Annotated in this window: 17 protein-coding genes and 4 pseudogenes; 6 read left to right on the top strand and 15 right to left on the bottom strand. The window is 72.7% G+C overall.

What is annotated here, in order from left to right; translation table 11 throughout:
• Positions 1 to 43: 43 nt before the first annotated feature.
• Together pdxA and ACQ86J_RS10375 are read left to right on the top strand one after the other, a co-directional pair.
• Positions 44 to 1012, top strand: a pseudogene (gene pdxA / locus ACQ86J_RS10370) (4-hydroxythreonine-4-phosphate dehydrogenase PdxA); the annotation flags it as partial.
• 21 nt (positions 1013 to 1033) lie between these two features.
• Complete coding sequence (locus ACQ86J_RS10375; protein ID WP_431272361.1) at positions 1034 to 1759, top strand: pyridoxine 5'-phosphate synthase; 726 nt, start codon at positions 1034 to 1036, stop codon at positions 1757 to 1759.
• A 411-nt stretch (positions 1760 to 2170) separates the two neighbouring features.
• Here ACQ86J_RS10375 and ACQ86J_RS10380 read toward each other — a convergent pair whose 3' ends face one another.
• On the bottom strand, positions 2171 to 2380 hold the full coding sequence (locus ACQ86J_RS10380; protein ID WP_431271047.1) for a hypothetical protein: 210 nt from the start codon (positions 2378 to 2380) through the stop codon (positions 2171 to 2173).
• A 411-nt stretch (positions 2381 to 2791) separates the two neighbouring features.
• Here ACQ86J_RS10380 and ACQ86J_RS10385 point away from each other — a divergent pair.
• A pseudogene (locus ACQ86J_RS10385) lies at positions 2792 to 3061 on the top strand (LLM class flavin-dependent oxidoreductase); the annotation flags it as partial.
• Between the two features lie 41 nt (positions 3062 to 3102).
• The gene (locus ACQ86J_RS10390; protein ID WP_431272362.1) at positions 3103 to 3726 is read left to right on the top strand and encodes an LLM class flavin-dependent oxidoreductase; all 624 of its coding nucleotides are present in this window, start codon (positions 3103 to 3105) and stop codon (positions 3724 to 3726) included.
• Between the two features lie 139 nt (positions 3727 to 3865).
• On the opposite strand, the gene ACQ86J_RS10395 is transcribed toward ACQ86J_RS10390, so the two are convergent.
• The 7 genes from ACQ86J_RS10395 to miaA form a co-directional block, all read right to left on the bottom strand.
• Positions 3866 to 4174: a cupin domain-containing protein gene (locus tag ACQ86J_RS10395; RefSeq protein WP_431271048.1), complete on the bottom strand. Its 309-nt coding sequence runs from the start codon at positions 4172 to 4174 to the stop codon at positions 3866 to 3868.
• Positions 4175 to 4179: 5 nt separating this feature from the next.
• Complete coding sequence (gene puuE / locus ACQ86J_RS10400) at positions 4180 to 5103, bottom strand: allantoinase PuuE (protein ID WP_431271049.1); 924 nt, start codon at positions 5101 to 5103, stop codon at positions 4180 to 4182.
• 92 nt (positions 5104 to 5195) lie between these two features.
• Positions 5196 to 6212: a ketol-acid reductoisomerase gene (gene ilvC / locus ACQ86J_RS10405; RefSeq protein ID WP_431271050.1), complete on the bottom strand. Its 1017-nt coding sequence runs from the start codon at positions 6210 to 6212 to the stop codon at positions 5196 to 5198.
• A gap of 15 nt (positions 6213 to 6227) precedes the next feature.
• Positions 6228 to 6725: a hypothetical protein gene (locus ACQ86J_RS10410; RefSeq protein WP_431271051.1), complete on the bottom strand. Its 498-nt coding sequence runs from the start codon at positions 6723 to 6725 to the stop codon at positions 6228 to 6230.
• A gap of 3 nt (positions 6726 to 6728) precedes the next feature.
• Entirely contained in the window at positions 6729 to 7256 is a 528-nt protein-coding gene (gene ilvN / locus ACQ86J_RS10415; protein WP_431271052.1) for an acetolactate synthase small subunit, read from the bottom strand.
• An 84-nt stretch (positions 7257 to 7340) separates the two neighbouring features.
• Positions 7341 to 9134 carry an acetolactate synthase 3 large subunit gene (locus ACQ86J_RS10420; RefSeq protein WP_431271053.1) on the bottom strand — a complete coding sequence of 598 codons (1794 nt, stop codon included), beginning with the start codon at positions 9132 to 9134 and terminating at the stop codon, positions 7341 to 7343.
• An 85-nt stretch (positions 9135 to 9219) separates the two neighbouring features.
• Positions 9220 to 10203: a tRNA (adenosine(37)-N6)-dimethylallyltransferase MiaA gene (gene miaA / locus ACQ86J_RS10425; protein ID WP_431271054.1), complete on the bottom strand. Its 984-nt coding sequence runs from the start codon at positions 10201 to 10203 to the stop codon at positions 9220 to 9222.
• 29 nt (positions 10204 to 10232) lie between these two features.
• On the opposite strand from miaA, the gene serB reads away from it, so the two are divergent.
• Positions 10233 to 11126: a phosphoserine phosphatase SerB gene (gene serB, locus ACQ86J_RS10430; protein ID WP_431271055.1), complete on the top strand. Its 894-nt coding sequence runs from the start codon at positions 10233 to 10235 to the stop codon at positions 11124 to 11126.
• Here serB and ACQ86J_RS10435 read toward each other — a convergent pair.
• The 5 genes and pseudogenes from ACQ86J_RS10435 to hflK form a co-directional block, all read right to left on the bottom strand.
• The gene (locus tag ACQ86J_RS10435; protein ID WP_431271056.1) at positions 11096 to 13708 is read right to left on the bottom strand and encodes a PAS domain S-box protein; all 2613 of its coding nucleotides are present in this window, start codon (positions 13706 to 13708) and stop codon (positions 11096 to 11098) included. The two genes, serB and ACQ86J_RS10435, sit on opposite strands and share 31 nt — an antisense overlap.
• Before the next feature lie 493 nt (positions 13709 to 14201).
• Positions 14202 to 15686, bottom strand: a pseudogene (locus ACQ86J_RS10440) (PAS domain-containing protein); the annotation flags it as partial.
• A 281-nt stretch (positions 15687 to 15967) separates the two neighbouring features.
• A complete protein-coding gene (locus ACQ86J_RS10445; RefSeq protein WP_431272363.1) occupies positions 15968 to 17251 on the bottom strand; it encodes a DegQ family serine endoprotease in 1284 nt (427 codons plus the stop codon).
• Positions 17252 to 17688: 437 nt separating this feature from the next.
• On the bottom strand, positions 17689 to 18576 hold the full coding sequence (gene hflC / locus ACQ86J_RS10450) for a protease modulator HflC (RefSeq protein WP_431271057.1): 888 nt from the start codon (positions 18574 to 18576) through the stop codon (positions 17689 to 17691).
• The gene (gene hflK / locus ACQ86J_RS10455) at positions 18573 to 19757 is read right to left on the bottom strand and encodes an FtsH protease activity modulator HflK (RefSeq protein ID WP_431271058.1); all 1185 of its coding nucleotides are present in this window, start codon (positions 19755 to 19757) and stop codon (positions 18573 to 18575) included. Before hflK ends, hflC begins: the two co-directional genes overlap by 4 nt.
• 194 nt (positions 19758 to 19951) lie before the next feature.
• Here hflK and ACQ86J_RS10460 point away from each other — a divergent pair.
• Positions 19952 to 21100, top strand: a pseudogene (locus ACQ86J_RS10460) (Mrp/NBP35 family ATP-binding protein).
• A 140-nt stretch (positions 21101 to 21240) separates the two neighbouring features.
• On the opposite strand, the gene ACQ86J_RS10465 reads toward ACQ86J_RS10460, so the two are convergent.
• Together ACQ86J_RS10465 and ACQ86J_RS10470 are read right to left on the bottom strand one after the other, a co-directional pair.
• Positions 21241 to 21453, bottom strand: coding sequence for a hypothetical protein (locus ACQ86J_RS10465; RefSeq protein WP_431271059.1), 213 nt, complete (start codon positions 21451 to 21453; stop codon positions 21241 to 21243).
• Between the two features lie 95 nt (positions 21454 to 21548).
• Positions 21549 to 22361 (bottom strand): PfkB family carbohydrate kinase, encoded by an 813-nt coding sequence (locus ACQ86J_RS10470; protein WP_431271060.1) that lies wholly within the window; start codon positions 22359 to 22361, stop codon positions 21549 to 21551.
• Positions 22362 to 22425 lie beyond the last annotated feature (64 nt).

The following is a 22425-nucleotide window of genomic DNA, read 5'->3' on the forward strand; positions in this document are numbered from 1 at the left end:
TCTCCGGGTTTGCCGGCGGCACCGCCGGGACTACATCCCTCGCATGAGTCAGGCTCCCCTCGCGCTTACCATGGGCGAACCGGCAGGTGTCGGCGGCGAGATCGCCGCCAAGGCCTGGCACCTGCTGCGAGCAACCGGTCCCAGCTTCTTCCTCATCGACGATGCGGACCGGCTGGCCGGCGCGCCGGTCCGGCGGATCGAGGCGCCGGAGGAGGCCGCCGCCGCCTTCGCCGAGGCGCTGCCGGTGCTGCACCGGCCGCTGCCGGCCCCATCGGTCCCCGGCCGGCTCGACCCCGCCAATGCCCCGGCCGTCATCGCCGCGATCGACGAGGCGGTGGCGCTGGCCAAAGCCGGGCGGGCAGCCGGCATCGTCACCAACCCGATCCAGAAATCCGCGCTCTACGCCGCCGGCTTCGCCCATCCCGGCCATACCGAATACCTCGCCGAGATCGCCGGCACCGGCACCCCGCCCGTGATGCTGCTCGCCTGCCCCGAGCTGCGCGTCGTGCCGGTGACGATCCACGAGCCGCTGCGCCAGGCCATCGCCCGCCTCACCCCCGCGCTCATCATCGAATGCGCGCGCCTCACCACCGCCGGGCTGCGCCGCGACTTCGGCATCGCCGCGCCGCGCCTCGCCGTCGCCGGCCTCAACCCGCATGCCGGGGAGGACGGCACGATCGGCACCGAGGACCGCGACATCGTGGCCCCGGCCGTCGCCGCGCTGCGGGCCGAGGGCATCGACGCCCGCGGCCCGATCCCGCCCGACACCATGTTCACCGCCAAGGCCCGGCCGGGCTACGACGTGGCGCTCGGCCTCTACCACGACCAGGCGCTGATCCCGATCAAGACGCTCGACATGACCGGCGGGGTGAACGTCACCCTCGGCCTGTCCATCGTCCGCACCAGCCCGGACCACGGCACCGCGCTCGACATCGCCGGGAAGGGCCTCGCCGATCCCGGCAGCCTCGTCGCCGCCATCCGCCTCGCCGCCGAGATCGCGGCCCATCGCAGCAGGTCGAGATCCATGAATCCGATGCGGCTTTCCGTGAACATCGACCACGTCGCCACCCTGCGGAACGCCCGCGGCGGCAGCTTCCCCGACCCGGTCGAGGCCGCCCGCATCGCCATGGCCGCCGGCGCCGACGGCATTACCATGCACCTGCGGGAGGACCGCCGGCATGTCCGCGACCAGGACCTGCACCGCGTCGCCGCCGAGGTCGAGGCGCGGCTCAACTTCGAGATGGCGGCGACCGAGGAGATGGTCGGCATCGCCACCCGCCTCCGCCCGCCGGCCTGCTGCCTGGTGCCGGAGAAGCGCCAGAAGCTGACCACCGAGGGCGGGCTCGACGTCATCGCCGCCGGCGCGCCGCTCGCCGAGGCGGTGAGGCGCCTGGCCGGCGCCGGGATCGAGGTCTCGATCTTCATCGAGGCCGACCCGCGGCAGATCGAGGCCGCCGCCCGCATCGGCGCCCAGGCGATCGAGCTGCATACCGGCACCTATGCCGATGCCGCCGCGGCCGACCGGCCGCCGATCCTCGCCCGGCTCAAGGCGGGCGCCGCGGCCGCCGCCGCCGCCGGGCTGCACTGCCATGCCGGCCATGGCCTGACCTACGAGACAGTCGGCGCCATCGCCGCCATGCCCGAGGTCTCCGAGGTCAGCATCGGCCATTTCCTGATCGGCCAGAGCGTCCTCGAGGGGTTGCCCGCCGTGGTGCGGCGGTTCAAGGCGCTGATCGCGGCCGGCCGGGGCGCGGCTTAGGAATTGAGCGGGCTGAACCCCACAATCCCGCTCAATTCCGGCCAATCCGGTTGAGGCCGATCCGGCCCGGCCGGGCTGCCCGCCAGCCTGGCCGCCCCATTGGCGGCGCGACGGCTTTGGATTTCAGGATTTGAGGAATTGAAGAAGCGCCATCGGGCTCGCCCGCGCAGAGCCCGGGCATGGCTCCGCCCTTGGCAATGCCAGCCTGCCACGGCGGCCTGGAGAATGCCAGGAATATAAGCCCAAAAACCCTCGGCGGCCCGGGCTGGCCGCGACGGCCTTCCCCACGGCGCAGGCCCCGGACGCAGGACGGGGCGGCGCCGCCACCGGCACCGCCCCGTGGCTTCGCCCGCATCGCCGGTCAGCGGCGGCGCGCCGCGGCCGGTGCCTCGGCCACCTCCTGCATCCGGCTCACCGGACCTTGCGCCAGCATGCTGGCGGGCGCCTCGGCCGGCTGCGGGTCAGGACCCGGTCGTCGCCGCCGCCCTGCAGCGTGGCGAAGCCGGACTGGCCCTGGGTGCTGCGCGGCGCATAGACCACGCTGCGATCCTCGCCGCCGCCCTGTAGCGTCGCCAGGCCACCGCCGGCGAGGTTGTCCCGCGCCCCGCCGGTCCATTGCACCTCGGAAATTCTCGCCGCCCTGCAGGACCTGCATCTCATGCGCCGCGGCGGCCTGGGCCAGGCCGAGCAGCACGCCCAGGGCCAAGCCGGGGCTCAGGGTTTGCATCATGATGGTCTCTCCTCCAGCGGGGGCCGGGATGGCCCTGCCAATGGACGGACTATTGCCTTTTGTCCGTTGTATCCGATGTGCTTGCGGATACAGGCCCTGCCGCCGCTGGCGCGCCGCGCCGCCACCGCGCAGGATGCCGCCGAGCGACACGACGGAGAGCCCATGCGCCCATTGGATCCGGCTGGTACCTGCCGAGCAACGGCGACACGCTCAGCTACGCCGAAGGGACCGACCTGGTCCCGGCCGGCACCCCGATGTTCGACCGCGTGGTGGCCGCGGCCGAGGCGGCGGGGTTCGAATACATGCTGGTGCCCGTCGCCGTCCCCTGCTGGGAGGCCTGGGTCACCACCGCCTTCATGGCCGGGCGGTCCTCCTCCATCCGCATGCTGGTCGCGGCGCGGCCGGGGTATGTGAACCCGGTGATGCTGGCGAAGATGGTGACGACCTTCGACCAGCTGACCGGCGGCCGCATCGCGGTGAACCTGATCGCCGGGCAATCGGAGGCGGAGAACGCCGCCGACGGGATCAGGTACGGCAAGGAGGAGCGCTACGCCCTGATGGCGGAGGAGGTCGCCATCATGAAGGCGCTCTGGACCGCGCGCCGGCCGGTCGACTGGGACGGCGCCTTCCATCGCCTGCGCGGCGCCCGCGTCATCCCGCCCCCTTCCAGCAGCCGCATCCACGCTTCTACCTCGGCGGCGGCAGCGCCCAGGCCTGGGCGATCTCGGCGAAGCACGCGGACGTCCACCTGTTCTGGGGCGACCGGCCGGAGACGATCGCCGGCCAGATGGCCGAGATCCGCGCCCTGGCCGCGGCCGAGGGACGGGAGGAGGCCCTGGGCTTCGGGATGCGGCTGCAGATCATCTGCCGGGAGACCGAAGCCGAGGCCTGGGAGGCCGCCGACCGCCTGGTGCGCGGCGTCGGCGAGGCGCGCAGCGCGGCGATCAGGGCGAATGTGGCGAACTCGGTGGCGAACCAGCGGGTGCAGGCGCTGCTGGCGGAGACGGGCGGGCTGATCGCGCCGAATCTCTGGGCCGGGCTGGCGAAGGTACGCCAGGGCGCCGGCGTCGCGGTGGTCGGCGACCCCGCGCAATGCGCCGCGGTGCTGCAGCGCTTCATCGATATCGGCTGCCACAGCTTCTGCCTCTCGGGCTACCTGCACGACGAGGAGGCGGAGCGGTTCGGGCGGCTGGTGCGGCCGATCCTGGCCGAGCGGAATGCGGGACGGCTGAAGTAAGGCCAGGGAGGAGGTATCCTCCCTGGACCCTCCTCTATTTCTCCGATTCTAGCATTCGCCGCGCGGCGACAGCCGACTCACAAAAAGGAAGGGAGGGGTCCGGGGAGGGAATACTTTTCCTCCCTGGCCTTCTGCCGTTTCACCCCACCGGCTTGAAGTCGTAGGTCCCGACCCCCTGCAGGATGGCGAAGCGCGCCCTGCCGCCATCCTGGCCGGTGACGCGATGCGCGGTATGCGGCGGCACCGCATGCATCTGGCCGGGCTGCAGCACCGTCACCGTATTCGGCGCGCGGGTCTCGATCACCATCGGGCCGTCCATGCACCAGAAGGTGTCGGTCACCTCCGAATGCCAGTGCCAGGGCACCTCCTGCCCCTCGGCCAGCGTCAGGATCTGCATGCGCAGCCCCGGCGCCTCGGCGACCAGCTCGCGCTTCTCCAGCGGGTACATCGCGGTCACTCCTGCGGCGGATGGGTGGCGAGCCAGTGGCGGGCGATCTCGGCGCGGCGGCAGACCCAGACGTCGCGGTGCCGCGCCACGTGGTCGAGGAAGCGCTCCAGCGCCGCGGCCCGGGCCGGCCGCCCGGCGATGCGGCAATGCAGCCCGACCGACATCATCTTCGGCGCCTTCGCCCCTTCCCGCAGCAGGAAGTCGAAGCTGTCCGTCAGGTGCCGGGTGAAGCCGTCGCCCGCGGTGAAGCCGGGCGGCACGGCGAATTTCATGTCGTTGTTGTCGAGCGTGTAGGGCACCACCAGCAAGGGCTTGCCGGCGCAGCGGACGTAGTAGGGCAGGTCGTCGGCGTAGCTGTCGCTGTCGTAGAGGAAGCCGCCATGCTCGGCGACCAGCCGCCGGGTGCGCAGGCTGATCCGGCCGGTGTACCAGCCGACCGGCTTCTGGCCGGTGGTGCGCGCGATGGTTTCGACGCAGCGGGCGATCTCGGCGCGCTCCACCGCCTCGGGCACCTGGCGGTAGTCGATCCAGCGCCAGCCATGCGAGGCGATCTCGTGCCCCGCCTCGGCGAAGGCCCGCGCCACGGTCGGGTTGAGCTCGAGCGCGCGGCCGACGCCGTAGATGGTCAGCGGCAGGTCGCGTTCCTTGAACAGCCGCAGGATGCGCCAGACGCCGGCGCGGGCGCCGTAGTCGAGGTGCGTCTCGGTCGAGAGGTCGCGCTCGGGGCGGGACGGGCCGCCGGGGACCTCGTGCAGGTATTGCTCGCTGCCGGCATCGCCGTTGAGGACGGTGTTCTCCGCACCTTCCTCGTAGTTCAGCACGAAGGAGAGGGCGAGGCGGGCGCCGCCTGGCCATTTCGGGTCGGGCGGGGTCGGGCCGTAGCCCAGGAAGTCGCGGGGGTGCTCGGTCTCGGCGGCGAGGATCGTCATGCCCGGGATGTTACGCCCGCCCGGTCGGCCCGCAAACAGAAAGGGCGCCGGTCCTGCGGCCGGCGCCCTGGCTCATCCCTGCGGGACGAGGCTCAGTTCTTCGCCTTGTCGACCAGGGCGTTCTTCTTGATCCAGGGCATCATGGCGCGCAGCTTCTCGCCGACATCCTCGATCTGGTGCTCGGCGAGCTTGCGGCGGGTCGCCTTAAAGCTGGCCTGGTTTACCTTGTTCTCCAGCATCCAGTCGCGGGCGAACTTGCCGGTCTGGATGTCGGAGAGCACGCGCTTCATCTCGGCCTTGGTCTCGGCGGTGATGATGCGCGGGCCGGTGACATACTCGCCGTACTCGGCGGTGTTGGAGATCGAGTAGTTCATGTTGGCGATACCGCCCTCATAGATGAGGTCGACGATCAGCTTCACCTCGTGCAGGCACTCGAAATAGGCCATCTCGGGGGCGTAGCCCGCCTCGACCAGCGTCTCGAAGCCGGCCTTGATCAGCTCGACCAGGCCGCCGCAGAGGACGGTCTGCTCGCCGAACAGGTCGGTCTCGCATTCCTCCTTGAAGGTCGTCTCGATGACGCCGGCGCGGCCGCCACCGATCGCGGAGGCATAGGAGAGCGCGATCTCGAGCCCATTGCCCGAGGGATTCTGGGCGAGCGCCACCAGGCAGGGCACGCCGCCGCCGCGCTGGTATTCGCTGCGCACGGTGTGGCCCGGGCCCTTCGGCGCGATCATGAAGACGTCGAGGTCGGGGCGCGGGTCGAGCAGGTTGAAGTGCACGTTCAGGCCATGCGCGAAGGCGAGCGCGGCGCCGTCCTTCATGTTCGGGCCGAGCGCCTCGCGGTACAGGTCGCCCTGCAGCTCGTCCGGCGTGAGGACCATGACCACATCGGCCCACTTCGCCGCATCGGCCGGGGTCATGACCTTGAAGCCGGCCGCCTCGGCCTTGTTCCAGGACCCGCCCTTGCGGACGCCGATGGCGACGTCGGCGCAGCCGCTGTCGCGCAGGTTCATCGCATGGGCATGGCCCTGGCTGCCGAAGCCGATGATGGCCACCTTCTTCGACTTGATCAGGTTCACGTCGGCGTCGCGGTCGTAGTAAACGCGCATGGTTCTTGTCCTTTCCTATGCAGCGCGGGAAGCAAGCAGAAGCCACAGCCCCGCGGCGATCGCGGCGGCGCCGGCACAGAGGCTGAGCACCCGGCCGAGCCGGGCGACGAGCCAGGGCAGCTGCGGCTGCAGGCAGTCGATGACGCTCCCGCGGTCGGGATCGATCATCCCGGGCACGAGCGACTCCTCGGAGGTCGAGAGGCGTTGCGCCATGCGGCGCGACACCTGCCCGCTGACGGTGTCGAGCGCATGGCACCGGCGCTCGAGCGCGCGGCCAGCGACGGCGAGGAACAGGCCGACGAGCAGCGTGCCGAGGATTACCGGCAGGGCCAGCCCCCGCCGCGTCTCGGCGATCGCCGTCGCGGCCAGCGCGTTCATCGCCAGCATGCCGGACATGCCGACCGCCAGGCAGGCGATCGACAAGGTCTCGCAATGCCGCATCTCCGCGCGGACCTCGAACATGACACGGAGGTCAAGCTCGTGCAGCGTGCGGGCGGGAGGCAGCGAGTCCATACGTCAGGCGGCGGCCAGGCCACCTGCACCCCGCGCGATGGCGACGACGCCGGTGCGCGAGACCTCGGTCAGCCCGATCGGCCGCATCAGGTCGATGAAGGCATCGAGCTTGTCGCCCGCCCCCGTCATCTCGAAGACGAAGCTCTCGGTGGTCGCATCCACCACCCGGGCGCGGAAGGCATCCGCCAGGCGCAGCGCCTCCATCCGGTGCTCGCCCTTCCCTGCCACCTTGATCAGCATCATCTCGCGCGCGAGATGCGGCCCCTCCAGCGTCAGGTCGGAGACCTTGTGCACCGGCACCAGCCGGTCGAGCTGCGCCTTGATCTGCTCGATCACCATGTCGGTGCCGGAGGTGACGATGGTGATCCGCGACAGCCGGCGGTTCTCGTCCACCGGCGCCACCGTCAGGCTCTCGATGTTGTAGCCGCGGCCGGAGAACAGGCCGACGACGCGCGCCAGGATGCCCGCCTCGTTCTCGACGAGCACGGCGATGGTGGCGTTGCGGAAGGTGGTGTCGGTAGGAGCGGGCATGATCGTTCTTCGGTCGGGGCGTGCATTAGGGAAGGCGGGGGTGGGAGTCCATCCCCCGCCGTGCGGTCGAGCCTTCGCCGGTCCTCAGACCAGGACCTTCCCCTCATCCGTCACCCCGGCGACCCCGCCGGCCTGGCCCGGGGCCAGGATCATCTCGTTATGCGCCGCGCCCGAGGGGATCATCGGGAAGCAGTTCTCGTCCTTGGCGACGGCGATGTCGGCGATGACCGGGCCGGGATGCGCCAGCATCTCGCGGATGCCGGCGTCCAGATCCTCGGCCCGCGTCACCCGGATGCCGCGGGCGTGGAAGGCGTCCGCCAGCTTGACGAAGTCGGGCAGCGCCTCGGAGTAGCTCTCGGAGTAGCGGCTGCCATGCAGCAGCTCCTGCCACTGCCGCACCATCCCCATGTACTCGTTGTTCAGGATGAAGACCTTCACGGGTAGCCGGTACTGCGCGAGGGTGCCCATCTCCTGGATGTTCATCAGGATCGACGCCTCGCCGGCGATGTCGATCACCAGCGCATCCGGGTGGGCGATCTGCACGCCCATCGCGGCGGGCAGGCCGTAGCCCATGGTCCCGAGGCCACCCGAGGTCAACCAGCGGTTCGGCCAGTCGAAGCCGAAATACTGCGCCGCCCACATCTGGTGCTGGCCCACTTCCGTGGTGATGTAGGTCTCGCGCCCCATCTCCCGGGTGATCTCGTAGAGCCGCTTCACCGCGTGCTGCGGCTTGATGATGCTGCCTTCCTGGCGGTACTGCAGGCAGCGGGTGCCGCGCCATTCCTCGATCTGCCGCCACCAGCCGGCCATCGCCTCGCGGTCCTGGGCGGCGCCGTCCTCGCGCCACGCCTCGACCAGCGCCGCCAGCACACGGGCCGCGTCGCCGACGACCGCCACGTCCACCTTGACGTTCTTGTTGATGCTGGACGGGTCGATGTCGGCGTGGATCTTCTTCGAGTTCGGCGAGAAGGCGTTCAGCCGGCCCGTGACGCGATCATCGAAGCGGGCACCGATGTTCAGCATGACGTCGCAGCCATGCATCGCCAGGTTCGCCTCGAAGGTCCCGTGCATCCCCAGCATGCCGAGGAACTGCGGATCCGTGGAGGGATAGGCGCCGAGCCCCATCAGCGTGTTGGTGCAGGGCATGCCGGTCATGCGGACGAACTCGCCGAGCAGCCGGGACGCCTCCGGCCCGGCATTGATCACGCCGCCGCCGGCATAGACGATCGGCCGCTTGGCGCCCTTCAGCAGCTTCACCGCGGCGCGGATCGACTCTGCGCTGGGCTCGGTCTGCGGCCGGTAGCTGCGATGCGCGGCCTTGGGCGCCTCGGCATAGGGCCCCTTGCCGATCAGGATGTCCTTCGGCAGGTCGATCACCACCGGGCCGGGCCGGCCGGACTTCGCCACGTAGAAGGCCTCGTGCACCGTGGACGCCAGCTTGCCGATGTCCTTGACCAGGTAGTTGTGCTTGGTCGCGGGCCGGGTGATGCCGGTCGTGTCGGCCTCCTGGAAGGCGTCGTTGCCGATCAGGTGGGTCGGCACCTGGCCGGTCAGGCAGATCACCGGGATGCTGTCCATCAGCGCATCCACCAGCCCGGTCACGGCATTGGTCGCGCCCGGGCCGCTGGTCACCAGCACCACGCCCACCTTGCCGGTCGAGCGCGCATAGCCCTCGGCGGCATGCACCGCCGCCTGCTCGTGCCGCACCAGGATGTGGCGGATGGCGTTCTGCTGGAACAGCGCGTCGTACAGCGGCAGGACCGCGCCGCCGGGATAGCCGAAGATGACCTCGACGCCCTGGTCCTTCAGCGCCTGGAGGACGATCTCCGCACCGGTCATGGTGCGGCTCTCGGTCGGGGTCTGCAGGGTGGCGGACATGGGGTCATCCTCGGGCATTGGCCGCCGCCCGGCTTTTGCCAAGGCGCGGCGAGGGCCGGAGGGTTACGCCCCTTGCTGCGCCGCGTCAACGCCCAGGATCAACAAACGCGAAGATTTTCGGCGCGTCGCTTTCCTGAAATTGCGCCTGATCGCCGATCCGCGCATGGATGATATGCATGCGGCTGGGGTCAGCCAGCCTGTGGTGGCGGAACCAGGTCGCCTGGCGCTTGGTGTACTGCCCGGTGTTCAGCACCGCCCGCTCCCGCGCCGCCGCCAGCGGCATGTCCCCGCGCAGATGCGCCAGCAGCTCCGGCATCCCATGCGCCCGCATCGCCGGCAGGGCGGGGTCGAGGCCGAGGGCGCCGAGCGCCGCCACCTCCTCCAGCGCGCCCTCGGCCAGCATGGCGTCGAAGCGGGCGGCGATGGCGGCGCGCAGGGCGTCGCGCGGCGGGTCGAGCAGGATGGCGGCGAAGTCCCAAGCGGCCGGCCCGGTATGGGCGCCCTCCCGCTGCCAGGCGGCAAGCCCCCTTCCCGTCCCGGTCCAGACCTCCCAGGCCCGGGCCAGGCGCTGGCTGTCGCCGGGGCGGAGGCCGGCCGCGGTCTCCGGGTCCGCGGCCGCCAGCCGGGCATGCAGCGCCGGCGCGCCGATCTCGGCCAGCAGCGCCCGCGCCGCCTCCCGTGCCGCGGCGGGCACCGGCGGCAGCTCGGACAGCCCCTCGGTCAGCGACAGGAAATAGAGCCCGGTGCCGCCGCAGAGGATCGGCAGCCGTCCCGTCGCCCGCGCGGCCGCCATCTCCGCCAGCGCCCGCCCTCGCCACCAGGCGACGGAGGCCGCCTCGCCGGCCGGGCGGACGCCGTAGAGGCGGTGCGGCACCAGCGCCTCCTCCGCCGGCGTCGGCCGCGCCGTCAGCACCCGCAACCCGGCATAGAGCTGCATGGAATCGGCGTTGATCACCACCCCATCCAGCCGCCGCGCCAGGTCGAGCGCCAGCGCCGACTTGCCGCTGGCGGTCGGCCCGGCGAGGATCAGCGCCCTGGGCAGCGCCCCGTCATCGGCTGATTGCGTCATGCGGCGCGCTTCGCCATAGGGGGCGCCGCATGTCCCAGATCCTCACCCTGATCGCCGCCGCGGGCGGGCTCGGCCAGCCCCACCTGCTCCGCACCCGCGCCGCGCTGCAGGCGCTCGGCGCCGATGCCGGCACGCCCGACTGGCTCTCGCCCGAGGAAGCCGCCGACATCCCCTTCGACGGGCTGGCGGCCGAGCAGGCGATCGCCGTCGCCACCCAGGCGCTGGACGGCGCCCCTGTCGACGTCATCGCCACCGCCGCCGAGGGCCGCCGCAAGCGGCTGCTGCTGGCCGACATGGACAGCACCATCGTGACCTCGGAGACGCTCGACGAGATCGCCGCCTTCGCCGGGCTGAAGGAGCGGATCGCCGAGATCACCCGGCGCTCGATGAACGGCGAGCTCGACTTCCGCACCGCGCTGGTCGAGCGCGTCGGCATGCTGGCCGGGCTCGATGTCGCGGCGCTCGAGCGCACCTGGGCGGCGACCGAGCTGACCGGCGGCGCGCAGGAGCTGGTCGCCACCATGCGGGCCAACGGCGCGCATTGCGCCCTGGTCTCCGGCGGCTTCACCTTCTTCACCGGCCGCGTCGCGGACCTGGTCGGCTTCCATGCGCACTACTCCAACACCCTGGAGATCGCCGATGGCCGGCTCACCGGCAAGGTGGGGGAGCCGATCCTCGACCGCGACGCCAAGCTGGCGACGCTGAAGCGCCTGGCGGCCGAGCATGCGCTGCCGCTGGACGCGGCGCTGACGGTGGGCGACGGCGCCAACGACCTGGCGATGATCCAGGCGGCCGGGCTCGGCGTCGCCTTCCGGGCCAAGCCGGTGGTGGCCGCGGCGGCGCGGGCGAAGCTCGACCATGCCGACCTGCGCGGGCTGCTGTTCGCCCAGGGCTACCGGGCGGCGGAGATCCTGGCGGGCTGACACGGACGGCCGGCCCCGCGCCGGCGCGGCGCTCCCCTGCCGGCGCGGGGCTGGCCGTCCGGGCCTCCACGCCCTGCCGGGCGCCGCCTTATCCCAGCCGCGGCGCCACCCGCGCCCGCCAGCGCACCTGCTTCGCCGGCAGGCCCAGGGTGCAGCGCAGCCCGGCCGGGTCCCAGTCCAGCTGCAGCCGGCCCTGCAGCTGGCGGACGATGGTGCTCTGGATCAGGCTGGTGCCGAAGCCGCGCCGCGCCGGCGGCCCCGCCAGCGGCGGTCCCCCGCTCGCGCCAGACCAGCATCAGCCCCTCCGTCCCCGGCTCCTTCGACCAGGTGACCGAAACCAGGCCGCCTGACCGCGACAGCGCGCCGTACTTGGCGGCATTGGTCGCCAGCTCGTGGATCGCCATGGCCACCGCCTGCGCCGCGCCCGGCGCCAGCCCGACCAGCGGCCCGTCGAGCTGCACCGCCGCCTCCAGCCCGCCGCCGCCGCCGCGATAGGGCGCCAGCTCCTCGGCCAGCAGCGCCCGCAGGTCGGCGCCGTTCCAGTTCTCCCGCGCCAGCAGCGTCTGCGCCAGCGCCATGGCGGCGATCCGGCCCATCACCGCCTTCTTGAAGGCCGCCGGGTCATCGGTGCGGGTCAGGGTCAGCACCGACTGCACCACCGCCAGCGCGTTCTTGGCGCGGTGGTCCACCTCCCGCGCCAGCAGCATCTTCGCTTCCTCCGACCGCTTGCGCTCGGTGATGTCGACCGCCGAGGGGATCAGGTGGGTGATCCGCCCCGCCGCATCGCGCAGCGGCGCCACCTGGAAGTCGATCGCCATGCGGCTGTCGCCGGCCATCCGCACCTCGACATCATAGCGCGACGTCTCCCCGGCCGCGGCGCGCAGGCAGGCCTCGCGCATGGCCGCCTCCACCACCGGGTCGTAGGACCACCAATAGGCTTCCCAGAAGGGCCGGCCGCGCACCTCCTCCAGCGTGATGCCGGCGGCCTCCAGCGGCGCGCGGTTGGCGTCCAGCAACGTGCCGTCCGGCGCCAGCACGCCGACGAAGGCGAAGAGGTTGTCGAGCACCCGGCGCAGCATCGCCTCGCTGTCGCGGATCGCCGCCTCGGCGGCGACGCGCTCGGTCACGTCGCGCGCCAGCACCGCCACCCGGCCCGGCGCCGGACGGTAGAAGCGCATGTTCAGCCAACGGCCGGCAGCGCCCGCCGGCTCCTCCAGCGCCTGCGGCTCGCCGGTCTCGACCGTCCGCACATGCGCGGCGAAGCGGTGCGGCGGCAGCTCGGGGAACAGCGTGCGCAGGCTGCGGCCGATGCAGGCCGCCGGCAGCCGCCCAGTCAGCCGGTCGACCGCGTCGTTGCGCTCCAGCAGGCGGAAATCGACGATCCTCCCCTCGGCATCCGGCATCGCCTCCCAGAGCGCGAAGCCCTCCTCCATCCGCTCGAACAGGCTGCGGTAGCGCTCCTCGCTGCCGGCCAGCGCCACCTCGGCCGCCTTCCGGGCGGAGATGTCCTCGATCACCGAGATGAAACGGTCCGGCCGCCCGGCGGCGTCGCGCTGCAGGGCGACGGTCAGGTTGACCCAGACCGCCGCGCCATCGGCCCGGATATAGCGCTTCTCCATCGCATAGGTGTCGAGCGTGCCGGCGAGCAGCGCCTCGACCTGCGCCAGGTCGCCGGCCAGGTCGTCCGGATGGGTGATGTCCTGGAAGGTCAGCGCCAGCATGGCGTCGCGCGGGTGGCCGGCGATGGCGCAGAAGCGGTCGTTGACCCGCAGCCAGCTGCCGTCCAGCCCGACATGGGCGATGCCGACCGCGGCCTGCTCGAAGGTGCCGCGGAACTCCGCCTCGCTCGCCGCCAACGCCTCGCGCGCCCGCCGCTCGCCATCCACGTCGACCAGGGCGACGACGCCGCCGACCAGCCGGCCATCCGCGTCGCGCACCGGCCGGCCCATGATCCGCATCCAGGCGCGCGTGCCGTCGCCGCGCTGGTAGTGCACCTCGATCGAGGGCGCCTCCTCCCCGGCCAGCACCATGCGCGCCAGCGGGTATTCATGCCCCGCCACCCGGCTGCCATCGGCATGGTAGGAGACCCATTCGTCGTAGCTGTCGACGTCCGGCGAATGCAGCACCGGGTGGCGCAGCAGCGTCTCGACGAATGCATTGCCGCCGATGATCCGGCCGGAGGGCAGCTCGGCCATGACCAGCCCGACCGGGACGGTCTCGACGATGGTGCGCAGCCGGGCCTCGCTCTCGGCCAGCGCCCGGGCGGCGGCGACCCGGGCGCTGACATCGCGCAGGATGCCGGTGACGAAGCGCCGGCCGCCGGCGGCGAAGCCGGCGACCGAGGCCTCGATCGGGAATTCGCCGCCATCGGCGCGGCGGGCGGTCAGCACGCGGCCGGGTGCCATCTCCCGCGCCACCTCGTCCGCGTCCATGCCGGCCAGCCGGGCGCCGTGCCGCGCTGCCTCCTCGGCCGGCATCAGCACGCCGAGATCCTGGCCGACCAGCGCCTCCGGCCCGGGATGGCCGAACATCCGCGCCGCCGACCGGTTGGCCGAGACGATGACGCCCTCCTGCGTGGCCACGACGATGCCGTCCAGCGCGCTGTCGACCACCGAGCGCAGCCGCGCCTCGCCCTCGGCCAGCGCCTCGCGCGCCGCATGCAGGGGGTGACGTCGGCGACGCTCTCGACCACCGCCACGGGCCGGCCATCGGCGTCGCGGCGCAGCGCCTTGTGCGCCGCCACCACCAGCTCCTCGCCGTCCCGGCGGCGATGCCGCAGCTCGCCGCGCCACTCGCCGTCGCGCAACAGGACCGCCTCGATCTCCGGCAGCGGCACCGGGAAGACGGTGCCGAGCATTGGTGCACGTTGCGGCCCATCGCCTCGGCCGCGGTCCAGCCGTAGAGCAGCTCGCTGCCCCTCGACCAGAAGCGGATGGTGCCGTCGAGGTCGCGCGCCATGAACGCCGCCAGATCGAGCGTCCGCAGCAGGTCCTGCAGCCGCGCCGCGTTGTCGGCCAGCGCCGCCTCGGTCATGCGGCGCTCGGTGACGTCCTGGCAGCTGCCGACCACCCGGCGGACCCGGCCGTCGCCATCCGACTCGGGCGAGGCCAGCTCCTCGACGATGCGGACGCTGCCGTCGGGGCGGCGGATGCGATGCTCGATGCGGTAGGGCTGGCAGTCCCGCAGCGCCTCCCGCAGCGTGGCGCGGATCCGCGGCCGGTCGGCCGGCGGGACGGCGTCGAAGAACAGCGTTGTGGAGACGGCGGCGCCCGGCGCCAGGCCGAAGATGCGGTAGGTCTCCTCGGTCCAGCGCAGCGCATTGTTCTCGGTGGCCTCGAGATCGTCGGTGTCGGCCACCTCCCAGGTCCAGCCGCCGACCCCGGTGAGCTGCTGCGCCGAGGCCAGCATCGCCTCCTTCTCGGCCAGCGCGGCATAGGCCTGGCGCTCGGCCTCGGTGCGGCGGCGCAGCGCCGCCTCGGCGGCGGCGAAGCCCTGGCGCAGCGCCTCCAGCTCGGCGACCGGCACCGGCGGCAGGTCGGCGGCGGTGTCGGCGCGCCGCTCGGGGTCCAGCGCCACCCCGCGGGCATGCGCCGCCAGCCAGCCAAGCGGCCGCAGCAGCCGCCGGGCCAGCAGCAGGGCGAGGCCGCCCGAGGCCAGCAGCGCGAGGCCGAGGCCGAAGGCGATCCCGAGCAGGGGACCCTGCCAGCTCGCGCGGTAGGCGGCATAGGGAACCGAGACGGTCACGCTCCAGCCTGGCGCCGCGGCCAGCGCCACATTGGCGAAGAGCCTGTCCGCCCCGTCCAGGCCGGTGCGGCGGACGATCTCGCCGCTGCTGCTGAGCAGCGCCTGGAGGTGCGGCGGCAGAGTGGTGCCGCGGAAGAGGCCGTCCGACCGGGCGATGACCGTGCCCCTGGCGTCGACCAGCCCGGCGAAGGTGCCGGGCTCCAGTTGCTGCGCGGCGAGCATGGCGTCGAAATAGTCGGGGTCGAGCGAGCCGCCGGTCGAGAGCAGCGGCGGCTCGCCATCGGCGCGCGGCACCGGCACCACCACGGCCACCACCGGGCGGCCGACCAGCGGCCCCGGCATCAGGCTGGACACCACCGGGCGTTCCTCACGGATGGCGGCGCGCAGCACCTCGGCGGCGGTGCCGGTCTCCGGCAGGGGCGCGCCGAGCGCGATCTGGTGGTGCAGCAGGAAGCGGCCGTCCCGATCGGCCACCGCGATCCGCATGCCGGTGATCCCGGCGACCCGGCGGGCATGGGCGAGCGCCGCCGCCGGGTCGGCGATGCGGCTGCCGTCGCCAAAGGCGGGCGAGGTGGCGAAGGCGGTCAGCGATCTCGACGCGGCCCCGGATGTCGGCATCGACCGCCAGCGACAACGCCCGGGCGGTGTCGCGCAGCCGCGCCTCGAAGGCCTGGCGATAGGCATCGGCGGCGCCGTGTAGGGCGAGGCCACCCGCCGCGAGCACCGGCAGCAGGGCGGCGAGGAGGATGCCCGCCAGGTGCCGGCGCAGGCCGACCGGGCGCCGCGCGGCACGGGGTCCCGGTGCTGGCCACGCATCGCCCGGCTGCAGATGATGGTGGTCCAGCAGGGAGTCCGGCATGGTCTCCGTCATCTCGCGACAGGGTCGGGCGCTGCGCGAGAGCCGGCGAGGCCCGCAGGGGAAGACACGCCTGAATATGTTACAACACAATTCTTAGAGCATATTACATGTTATCTTAGGCATTCCTCAACGGTTCAGGGCAATGCCGGGCCTGAAAAAGGCCGGGGCGGGCCGCCCCGGCCCCAGGGTGATTTTCGCAGCCTGAGGGGCCGGGCGCGCCGCCCGGCCGGCCCGCCGATCAGCCGGGGCTGCCCTTCTCCCCACGCAGCCGCAGCGGCACGAAACGCTGGCCCTGGGCGGTCTCGATCAGCAGCAGCGCGGTCGGCCGGTTCTGCTTGCGCAGCGCCTCCAGCCGGGCCTGGACCTCCTGCGGGGTGTTCACCCGTTCCTGCTGCACCTCGACGATCACGTCGCCCGGCCGCAGCTCGCGCTCGGCCGCCGGGCTGTCCGGTGCGACCTCGACGATCACCACGCCCTTCTGCTCCGGCCGGAGCGAGAAGCGGTCGCGCGTCTCGGGCGAGATCGGCCCGACCCGCAGGCCGAGGCCGGCCAGCTCGGTCGGCCGGTTGGCCGGCGGCGGGGTGGCGGCGGCCTGCTGCGCCTCGCCCGGCAGCTTGCCGACCGTGACCTGCAGGGTCTGCTCCTTGCCGTCGCGCCAGACAACCACGGGGACGGCGCGGCCGACCGGGGTATCGGCGACGATGCGCGGCAGGTTGCGCATCTCCTTCACCTCGGCGCCGTTGAATTTCAGCACCACGTCGCCGTTCTTGATGCCGCCCTTGGCGGCCGGCCCGTCCTCCTGCGCCCGCGCCACCAGGGCGCCGCGGCCGCCGCCCTTGAGACCCAGGCTCTCGGCGATCTCGTCGGTCACCTGCTGGATGTTCACCCCGAGCCAGCCGCGGCGGACCTTGCCGCCCGGCTCCTGCAGCTGCGCGGTGATGTTGCGCGCGAGGTTGGACGGAATCGAGAAGCCGATGCCGATCGAGCCGCCCGAGGGCGAGTAGATCGCGGTGTTGATGCCGACCACCTTGCCTTCGAGGTTGAACAGCGGCCCGCCGGAATTGCCGCGGTTGATCGCGGCATCGGTCTGGATGAAGTCGTCGTAGAGGCCCTGGCGGATGTCGCGGCCGCGGGCCGAGACGATGCCGGCGGTAACGGTGCCGCCGAGCCCGAAGGGATTGCCGATCGCCAGCACCCAGTCGCCGACCTGGGCGGTGTCGCTGTCGCCGAACTGCACGGCGTGCAGCGGCTTGTCGGTCTCGATCTTCAGCACGGCGATGTCGGTGCGCGGGTCGGTGCCGAGCAGCTTGGCGCGGATCGAAGTGTTGTCCTGCAGGATGACGTTGATCTCGTCGGCCCCGTCGATGACGTGGTTGTTGGTCACCACGATGCCGCTGGTGTCGATGATGAAGCCCGAGCCGAGCGACTGGGCGCGGCGCGGCCGCTGCGGCTGGGCGGGGCCGCCATTGCCGCCCGGCCCCTGGCCGTCCGGCCGGTTGCGGTTGAAGAAGTCGCGGAAGATTCCTCGAACGGGCTACCCGGCGGAGCCTGCGGCAGCTCCGGCGCATCCGGCCGGTTGCCGCGCGCCTGGACCGTCTGGGTGGTGGAGATGTTCACCACTGCCGGCAGCAGCTGCCGGGCGAGCGGCGCGAAGGAGGAGGGCGCATCCCGCATCGGCACCGCGACCGGGGCGTTCTGCGGCGCCGCATCGGCCGGCGCCGGAGCGGGGGTGAGGGCGGGCTGCGCGCCCGCCGCCATGGGCAGGGTGGCGAGAAGGGCGGCCAGGACGGCGGGGGAGAGGCGCATCGGGAGATCCTCGACTGCGGGGAAAGGGGGAACGGGGGGAACGCCGTTCGGTGCCCAAGGCTAGGTCAAATGGACGGGGCCGGCCATCGCGCCAGCGTCCCGGGCGTGGCGCACGGGCTGACCCGTGCGCCACGGCAGGCGAACCGGGGCGGCCTACTTCGCCGCCGCCGGCGCCGCATCGGGCGACAAACTGCGGAAATACTTGAAGAAATCGCTGTCGGGGCTGAGCAGCAGGCGGGAATCGCCATCCGAGAAGGCCTCCCGCCAGGCCTGCATGGTGCGCCAGAACTGGAAGAATTCCGGGTCCCGCTGGAAGGCGTCGGCGAAGATCCGGATGGCCACCTGCTCGCCCTCGCCGCGCAGCGTCTCGGCGCGCGACTGCGCCTCGGCGATCAGCACGGTGCGGTCGCGCTCGGCCGCGGCGCGGATGCGCTGGGCCTGCTCGGCGCCCTCGGCGCGCTGCTCGCGGGCGACACGCTCGCGCTCCGACTGCATGCGCGACAGGATGGCCTGGGTGTTCTCCTCCGGCAGGTCGGCACGGCGGATGCGGACATCCGTCACCTCGATCCCGAAGCTGCGCGCCTCGGCATTCACCCGCTGGCGGATCTCGCCCATGATCCGCGCGCGGTCGGCCGAGAGCACGGCCAGCAGCGGCTCATTGCCCAGGGTGTTCCGCAGCGAGGAGGAGACGATCGGGCCAAGCCGCAGGCGGATGCCGCCCTCGGTCGCGCCGACCGTCTGGTAGAAGCGCAGCGGGTCGGTGATGCGGTAGCGGGTGAAGGTGTCCACCACCAGCCGGCGCTGGTCGCCGAGGATGACCTCCTGCCCCTGCGCATCGAAGTCCAGCAGCCGGCGATCGAAGCTGATGCCGGTCTGGATGAAGGGCACCTTCCAGTTCAGCCCGGGCTTGTCGGCGACGCGGATCGGCTGGCCGAACTGGGTGATCAGCACCTGCTGGGTCTGGTGCACCGCGAAGAGCGACGATGCGGCGACGAGGACGACGACGCCGAGCGCGATGGCGGCAATGATCAGGCGGTTCATCGCGGCGCCACTCCAGGACGGGGACCGGACAGCATGGGCACGGCGGCGGCCGGGGCGGCCGGCGCCGGGCGACCGGCCGGGCGGGCCTGATCGCCGAGGTTGAGGAAGGGCACCAGCCCCTGCAGGCGATCGTCGACGATGACCTTCGGGTTGCGCCGCAGGATTTCCTCCATGGTCTCGATGTAGAGCCGCCGGCGGGTCACGTCCGGCGCGGCGCTGTAGGCGCCGAGCACGCTGACGAAGCGCGCCGCCTCGCCCTTGGCGCGGGCCTCCTGGCTGTCGCGGAAGCCCTGGGCCTCCTGGATCATGCGCTCGGCCTCGCCGCGGGCGCGGGGGATGATGTCGTTGCGGTAGGCCTCGGCTTCGTTGCGCTGCCGCTCGCGGTCGGCCGCGGCGCGCTGCACGTCGCGGAAGGCCTCGATGACGGCGGCAGGGGGATCGACCTTCTGCAGCTGCACCTGGGTGATCGCGACGCCCGCCTTGTACTGGTCCATGATCGCCTGGGTGCCGGCGCGGACCTGGTCCTCGATCTGGCCGCGCGCTTCCGTCAGGGCGGGCTGGATCGGGGTGCGGCCGATCACCTCGCGCATCATGCTCTCGGCGGCGGACTTGATGGTGCTTTCCGGGTTGCGGGTGTTGAACAGGAAGTCGCCCGCGTCGCGGATGCGCCAGCGCACCACGAAGTCGATGTCGATGATGTTCTCGTCGCCGGTCAGCATCAGCGACTCCTCCACCACGTCGCGCCCGACCGGGCCGCGGACCGAGGCGGGGTCGCCCGAGCGGAAGCCGATGAAGACCAGGTTCTCGGTCGTGACCCGCGGCGTCTCCACCGATCTGACCGGCCAGGGGATGTGGTAGTTGAGGCCCGGCGCCGCGGTACGGTCGAAGGCGCCGAAGCGCAGGACCACGCCTTCCTCGTCCGGCTGGACGCGGTAGAAGCCGCTGCCGGCCCAGAGCGCGACGACGATCAGGGCGAGGATCGCGAGCCCCTTCCCGCCGGCCGCGCCGCCGCCGCTCGGGATGATGCGGCGGACCGCGTCCTGCGCCTGGCGGATCAGGTCATCCAGGTCGGGTCCGGGTCCGCGGCTGCCGCCACCGGGCGGGGTCGGCGGAGGCGACCCCCAGGGCCCGCCCGGTCGGGGATTGCCCCACGGGCTGGGTCCGCCGTTGTTCAGCGCCATGGATCGAGCCGGCCTCCACCTGTTGTTCGTCTGGATCTTCGTTGCCTGCGCCAGGCCCCCGCGCCCCGATGGGGGCTGGATGCCACGGCGGTGCCCGTCCATATCACGCTGACCAGGGGGCGCGCGAACGGCGCCCCGGCCGGCATGCCCCCGGGCACGGGCGATATTGTTGGATCGAGAGGGCTTTTCAAGCGATGGGCGAGTCTCTGGTCGAGGCGGTGCGGCAGGCACTCCGGTCGGTCCGCGACCCGGTGGGCGGCCGGGACGTGGTGGAGGCCGGGCTGGTGCAGGCCTGACGGCGCGCGACGGGCTGGTGCAATTCGCCATTGCCGTGCCGCGCGAGCGGGCGCGGGAGATGGAGCCGCTGCGCCAGGCGGCGGAGAAGGCGGCAGCCGGGGTTCCCGGAGTCCTGAGCGCGACGGTGGTGCTGACCGCGCACCGCGAGCCCGCCGGGCCGAAGCCGGGCGGCACCGGGCGGGCCGGGCCGCCGCCTGCCGCGCCGGGGCATGGACACAGCCACGGCCCCAAGGCCCCGGCCGGCCAGGGGCCATGCTGCTGCCGGAGGTGAGGAAGATCGTCGCCGTCGCCTCCGGCAAGGGCGGCGTCGGCAAGTCCACCACCGCGGTGAACCTCGCCGTCGCGCTGGCGGCGCAGGGACTCCGTGTCGGGCTGCTGGACGCCGACATCTACGGCCCCTCCCTGCCGCAGATGCTCGGCGCGCAGGAGAAGCCGCGGACGGAGGGCCAGCAGATCATTCCGCTGCAGCGCTGGGGGCTGAAGGCGATGTCGATCGGCTTCCTGGTGGATGCCGAGACGCCGATGATCTGGCGCGGGCCGATGGTGATGGGCGCGCTCGAGCAGATGATGGGCCAGGTCGCCTGGGGGCGCTCGACGTCATGGTGGTGGACATGCCGCCGGGCACCGGCGACGCGCAGCTGACGATGAGCCAGCGGGTGCCGCTGGCCGGCGCCGTCATCGTCTCGACGCCGCAGGACGTGGCGCTGCTGGACGCGCGGCGCGGGGTCCGGATGTTCGAGAAGGTCAATGTCCCCGTGCTCGGGGTGATCGAGAACATGTCCTACTACTGCTGCCCGAAATGCGGCGACCGGGCGGAGCTGTTCGGCCATGGCGGGGCGCGGGCGGAAGCCGCGAAGATGGGGGTCGAGTTCCTCGGCGAGCTGCCGCTGAAGCTCGACATCCGGCTGCTGGCCGATGCCGGCACGCCGATCGTCGCGGCGCGGCCCGAGACCGAGGAGGCGCAGGCCTATCGGCGGATCGCGGCGCGGCTGTGGGACAAGCTGCAGGGCGCGGGGGCGGCGGCGCCGCGCTTCGTGGTGGAGTAGAGGGCCAGGGAGGGAAACAGGTATTCCCTCCCCGGACCCCACCTTTCCCGTTGCGGAGCCGGCAGCCGCCGCGCGGAGGGTGCCAGATCCGCGGAACTAGATGTGGGGTCTGGGGAGAATACCTTCTCCCCGGCCCTTCTTCAGTAGGCGCTGGCCAACTCGCCTGCCTGGGTCTCGACCGGCAGGCAGACCAGCCGCGTGCCGGGCCGGGCCTGGAGCTGGACGGCGGCCTCCTCGCAGGACTCGACCGTTGCATAGGTCTTGAAGCCAATGGTGGGCGCGGTGCCGGGCACGGCAGGGCTGGCGGAGGCGAGGCCGGCGAGCGCAGCGACCACGATGACGAAATCGGCCATGTCCATTCTCCACGGGCCGGGCATCCGGCAGAAGGGAGAATGCCACTTGTGCGACACTGCTGCCGTGCGCCGGCGCACATGGAGAATATGATATACTATGCCAGCAGCCGGTCGGTCTCGGCCGCCGCCGGCATCGCCGCCGCCGCGCCCGGCCGGGTGCAGGCCAGCGCCGCCGCGGCCGAGGCGCGGCGCATCGCCGCCTCCAGCGGCAGCCCGCGGTCGAGCGCCGCGGCCAGCACGCCGCACCAGGCATCGCCGGCGCCGGTGGTGTCCACCGCCCGCACCGGGAAGGCCGGGACGCGGATGGCGCCCGCGGCGGTCGCCGCCTCCGCCCCCGCCTCCCCCAGCGTGACCGCGACGCCGATCCCGAGCGCCCGGTGCAGCCCCGCGGCATCCGCGCCGCAGCCCAGCCGGGCAGCGAGCCAGGCCGCCTCGTGCTCGTTGGCGACCAGCAGGTCGAGCGCGCGCAGCGCCTCGGGCGGCATCGCCCCGGCCGGCGCCAGGTTCAGCAGGATGCGGGCGCCGCGGGCCCGGGCGCGGCGGACCAGCGCAGCGTTCTCCGCCGCCGGCACCTCCATCTGCAGCAGCAGGATCGTGGCCGGGCCGAGCGCCGCGTCCTCGACCTGGGCGACGCGGGCCGCGAGGTTGGCGCCGCTGCCGACCGCGATCTGGTTGCGGCCTTCGGGATCGACGCAGACCGCGGCGCAGGCGGTGGGCGCCGCGACGGTGGCGAGCCGGGAGAGATCGACGCCGGCGCCGCGCAGCCCGGCCAGCGCGACCTCGGCCATGGCATCGGCGCCGACCGCGCCGGCGAAGGCGGCCGATGCGCCGTCGAGCGCCGCGGCCACGGCCTGGTTGGCGCCCTTGCCGCCGGGCAGCGCGGCATAGCCGGGCCCGAGCACGGTCACCCCGGCGCCGGCAGCGCCGGCAGGGCGAAGACCAGGTCGGCGACGACCGAGCCGAAGACGAGGA

Source organism: Dankookia sp. P2 (assembly GCF_050632255.1).
Taxonomy (GTDB): Bacteria; Pseudomonadota; Alphaproteobacteria; order Acetobacterales; family Acetobacteraceae; genus Paracraurococcus.

Excerpts from the sequence above, each read along its gene's own strand:
- ACQ86J_RS10465 (WP_431271059.1), bottom strand. The coding sequence starts at position 21,453 with ATGGCCGATTTCGTCATCGTGGTCGCTGCGCTCGCCGGCCTCGCCTCC.
- ACQ86J_RS10375 (WP_431272361.1), top strand. The coding sequence starts at position 1,034 with ATGCGGCTTTCCGTGAACATCGACCACGTCGCCACCCTGCGGAACGCC.
- ACQ86J_RS10420 (WP_431271053.1), bottom strand. The coding sequence starts at position 9,134 with ATGTCCGCCACCCTGCAGACCCCGACCGAGAGCCGCACCATGACCGGT.
- miaA (WP_431271054.1), bottom strand. The coding sequence starts at position 10,203 with ATGACGCAATCAGCCGATGACGGGGCGCTGCCCAGGGCGCTGATCCTC.
- hflK (WP_431271058.1), bottom strand. The coding sequence starts at position 19,757 with ATGGCGCTGAACAACGGCGGACCCAGCCCGTGGGGCAATCCCCGACCG.
- ilvN (WP_431271052.1), bottom strand. The coding sequence starts at position 7,256 with ATGCCCGCTCCTACCGACACCACCTTCCGCAACGCCACCATCGCCGTG.
- serB (WP_431271055.1), top strand. The coding sequence starts at position 10,233 with ATGTCCCAGATCCTCACCCTGATCGCCGCCGCGGGCGGGCTCGGCCAG.
- ACQ86J_RS10410 (WP_431271051.1), bottom strand. The coding sequence starts at position 6,725 with ATGGACTCGCTGCCTCCCGCCCGCACGCTGCACGAGCTTGACCTCCGT.
- ilvC (WP_431271050.1), bottom strand. The coding sequence starts at position 6,212 with ATGCGCGTTTACTACGACCGCGACGCCGACGTGAACCTGATCAAGTCG.
- puuE (WP_431271049.1), bottom strand. The coding sequence starts at position 5,103 with ATGACGATCCTCGCCGCCGAGACCGAGCACCCCCGCGACTTCCTGGGC.
- ACQ86J_RS10395 (WP_431271048.1), bottom strand. The coding sequence starts at position 4,174 with ATGTACCCGCTGGAGAAGCGCGAGCTGGTCGCCGAGGCGCCGGGGCTG.
- hflC (WP_431271057.1), bottom strand. The coding sequence starts at position 18,576 with ATGAACCGCCTGATCATTGCCGCCATCGCGCTCGGCGTCGTCGTCCTC.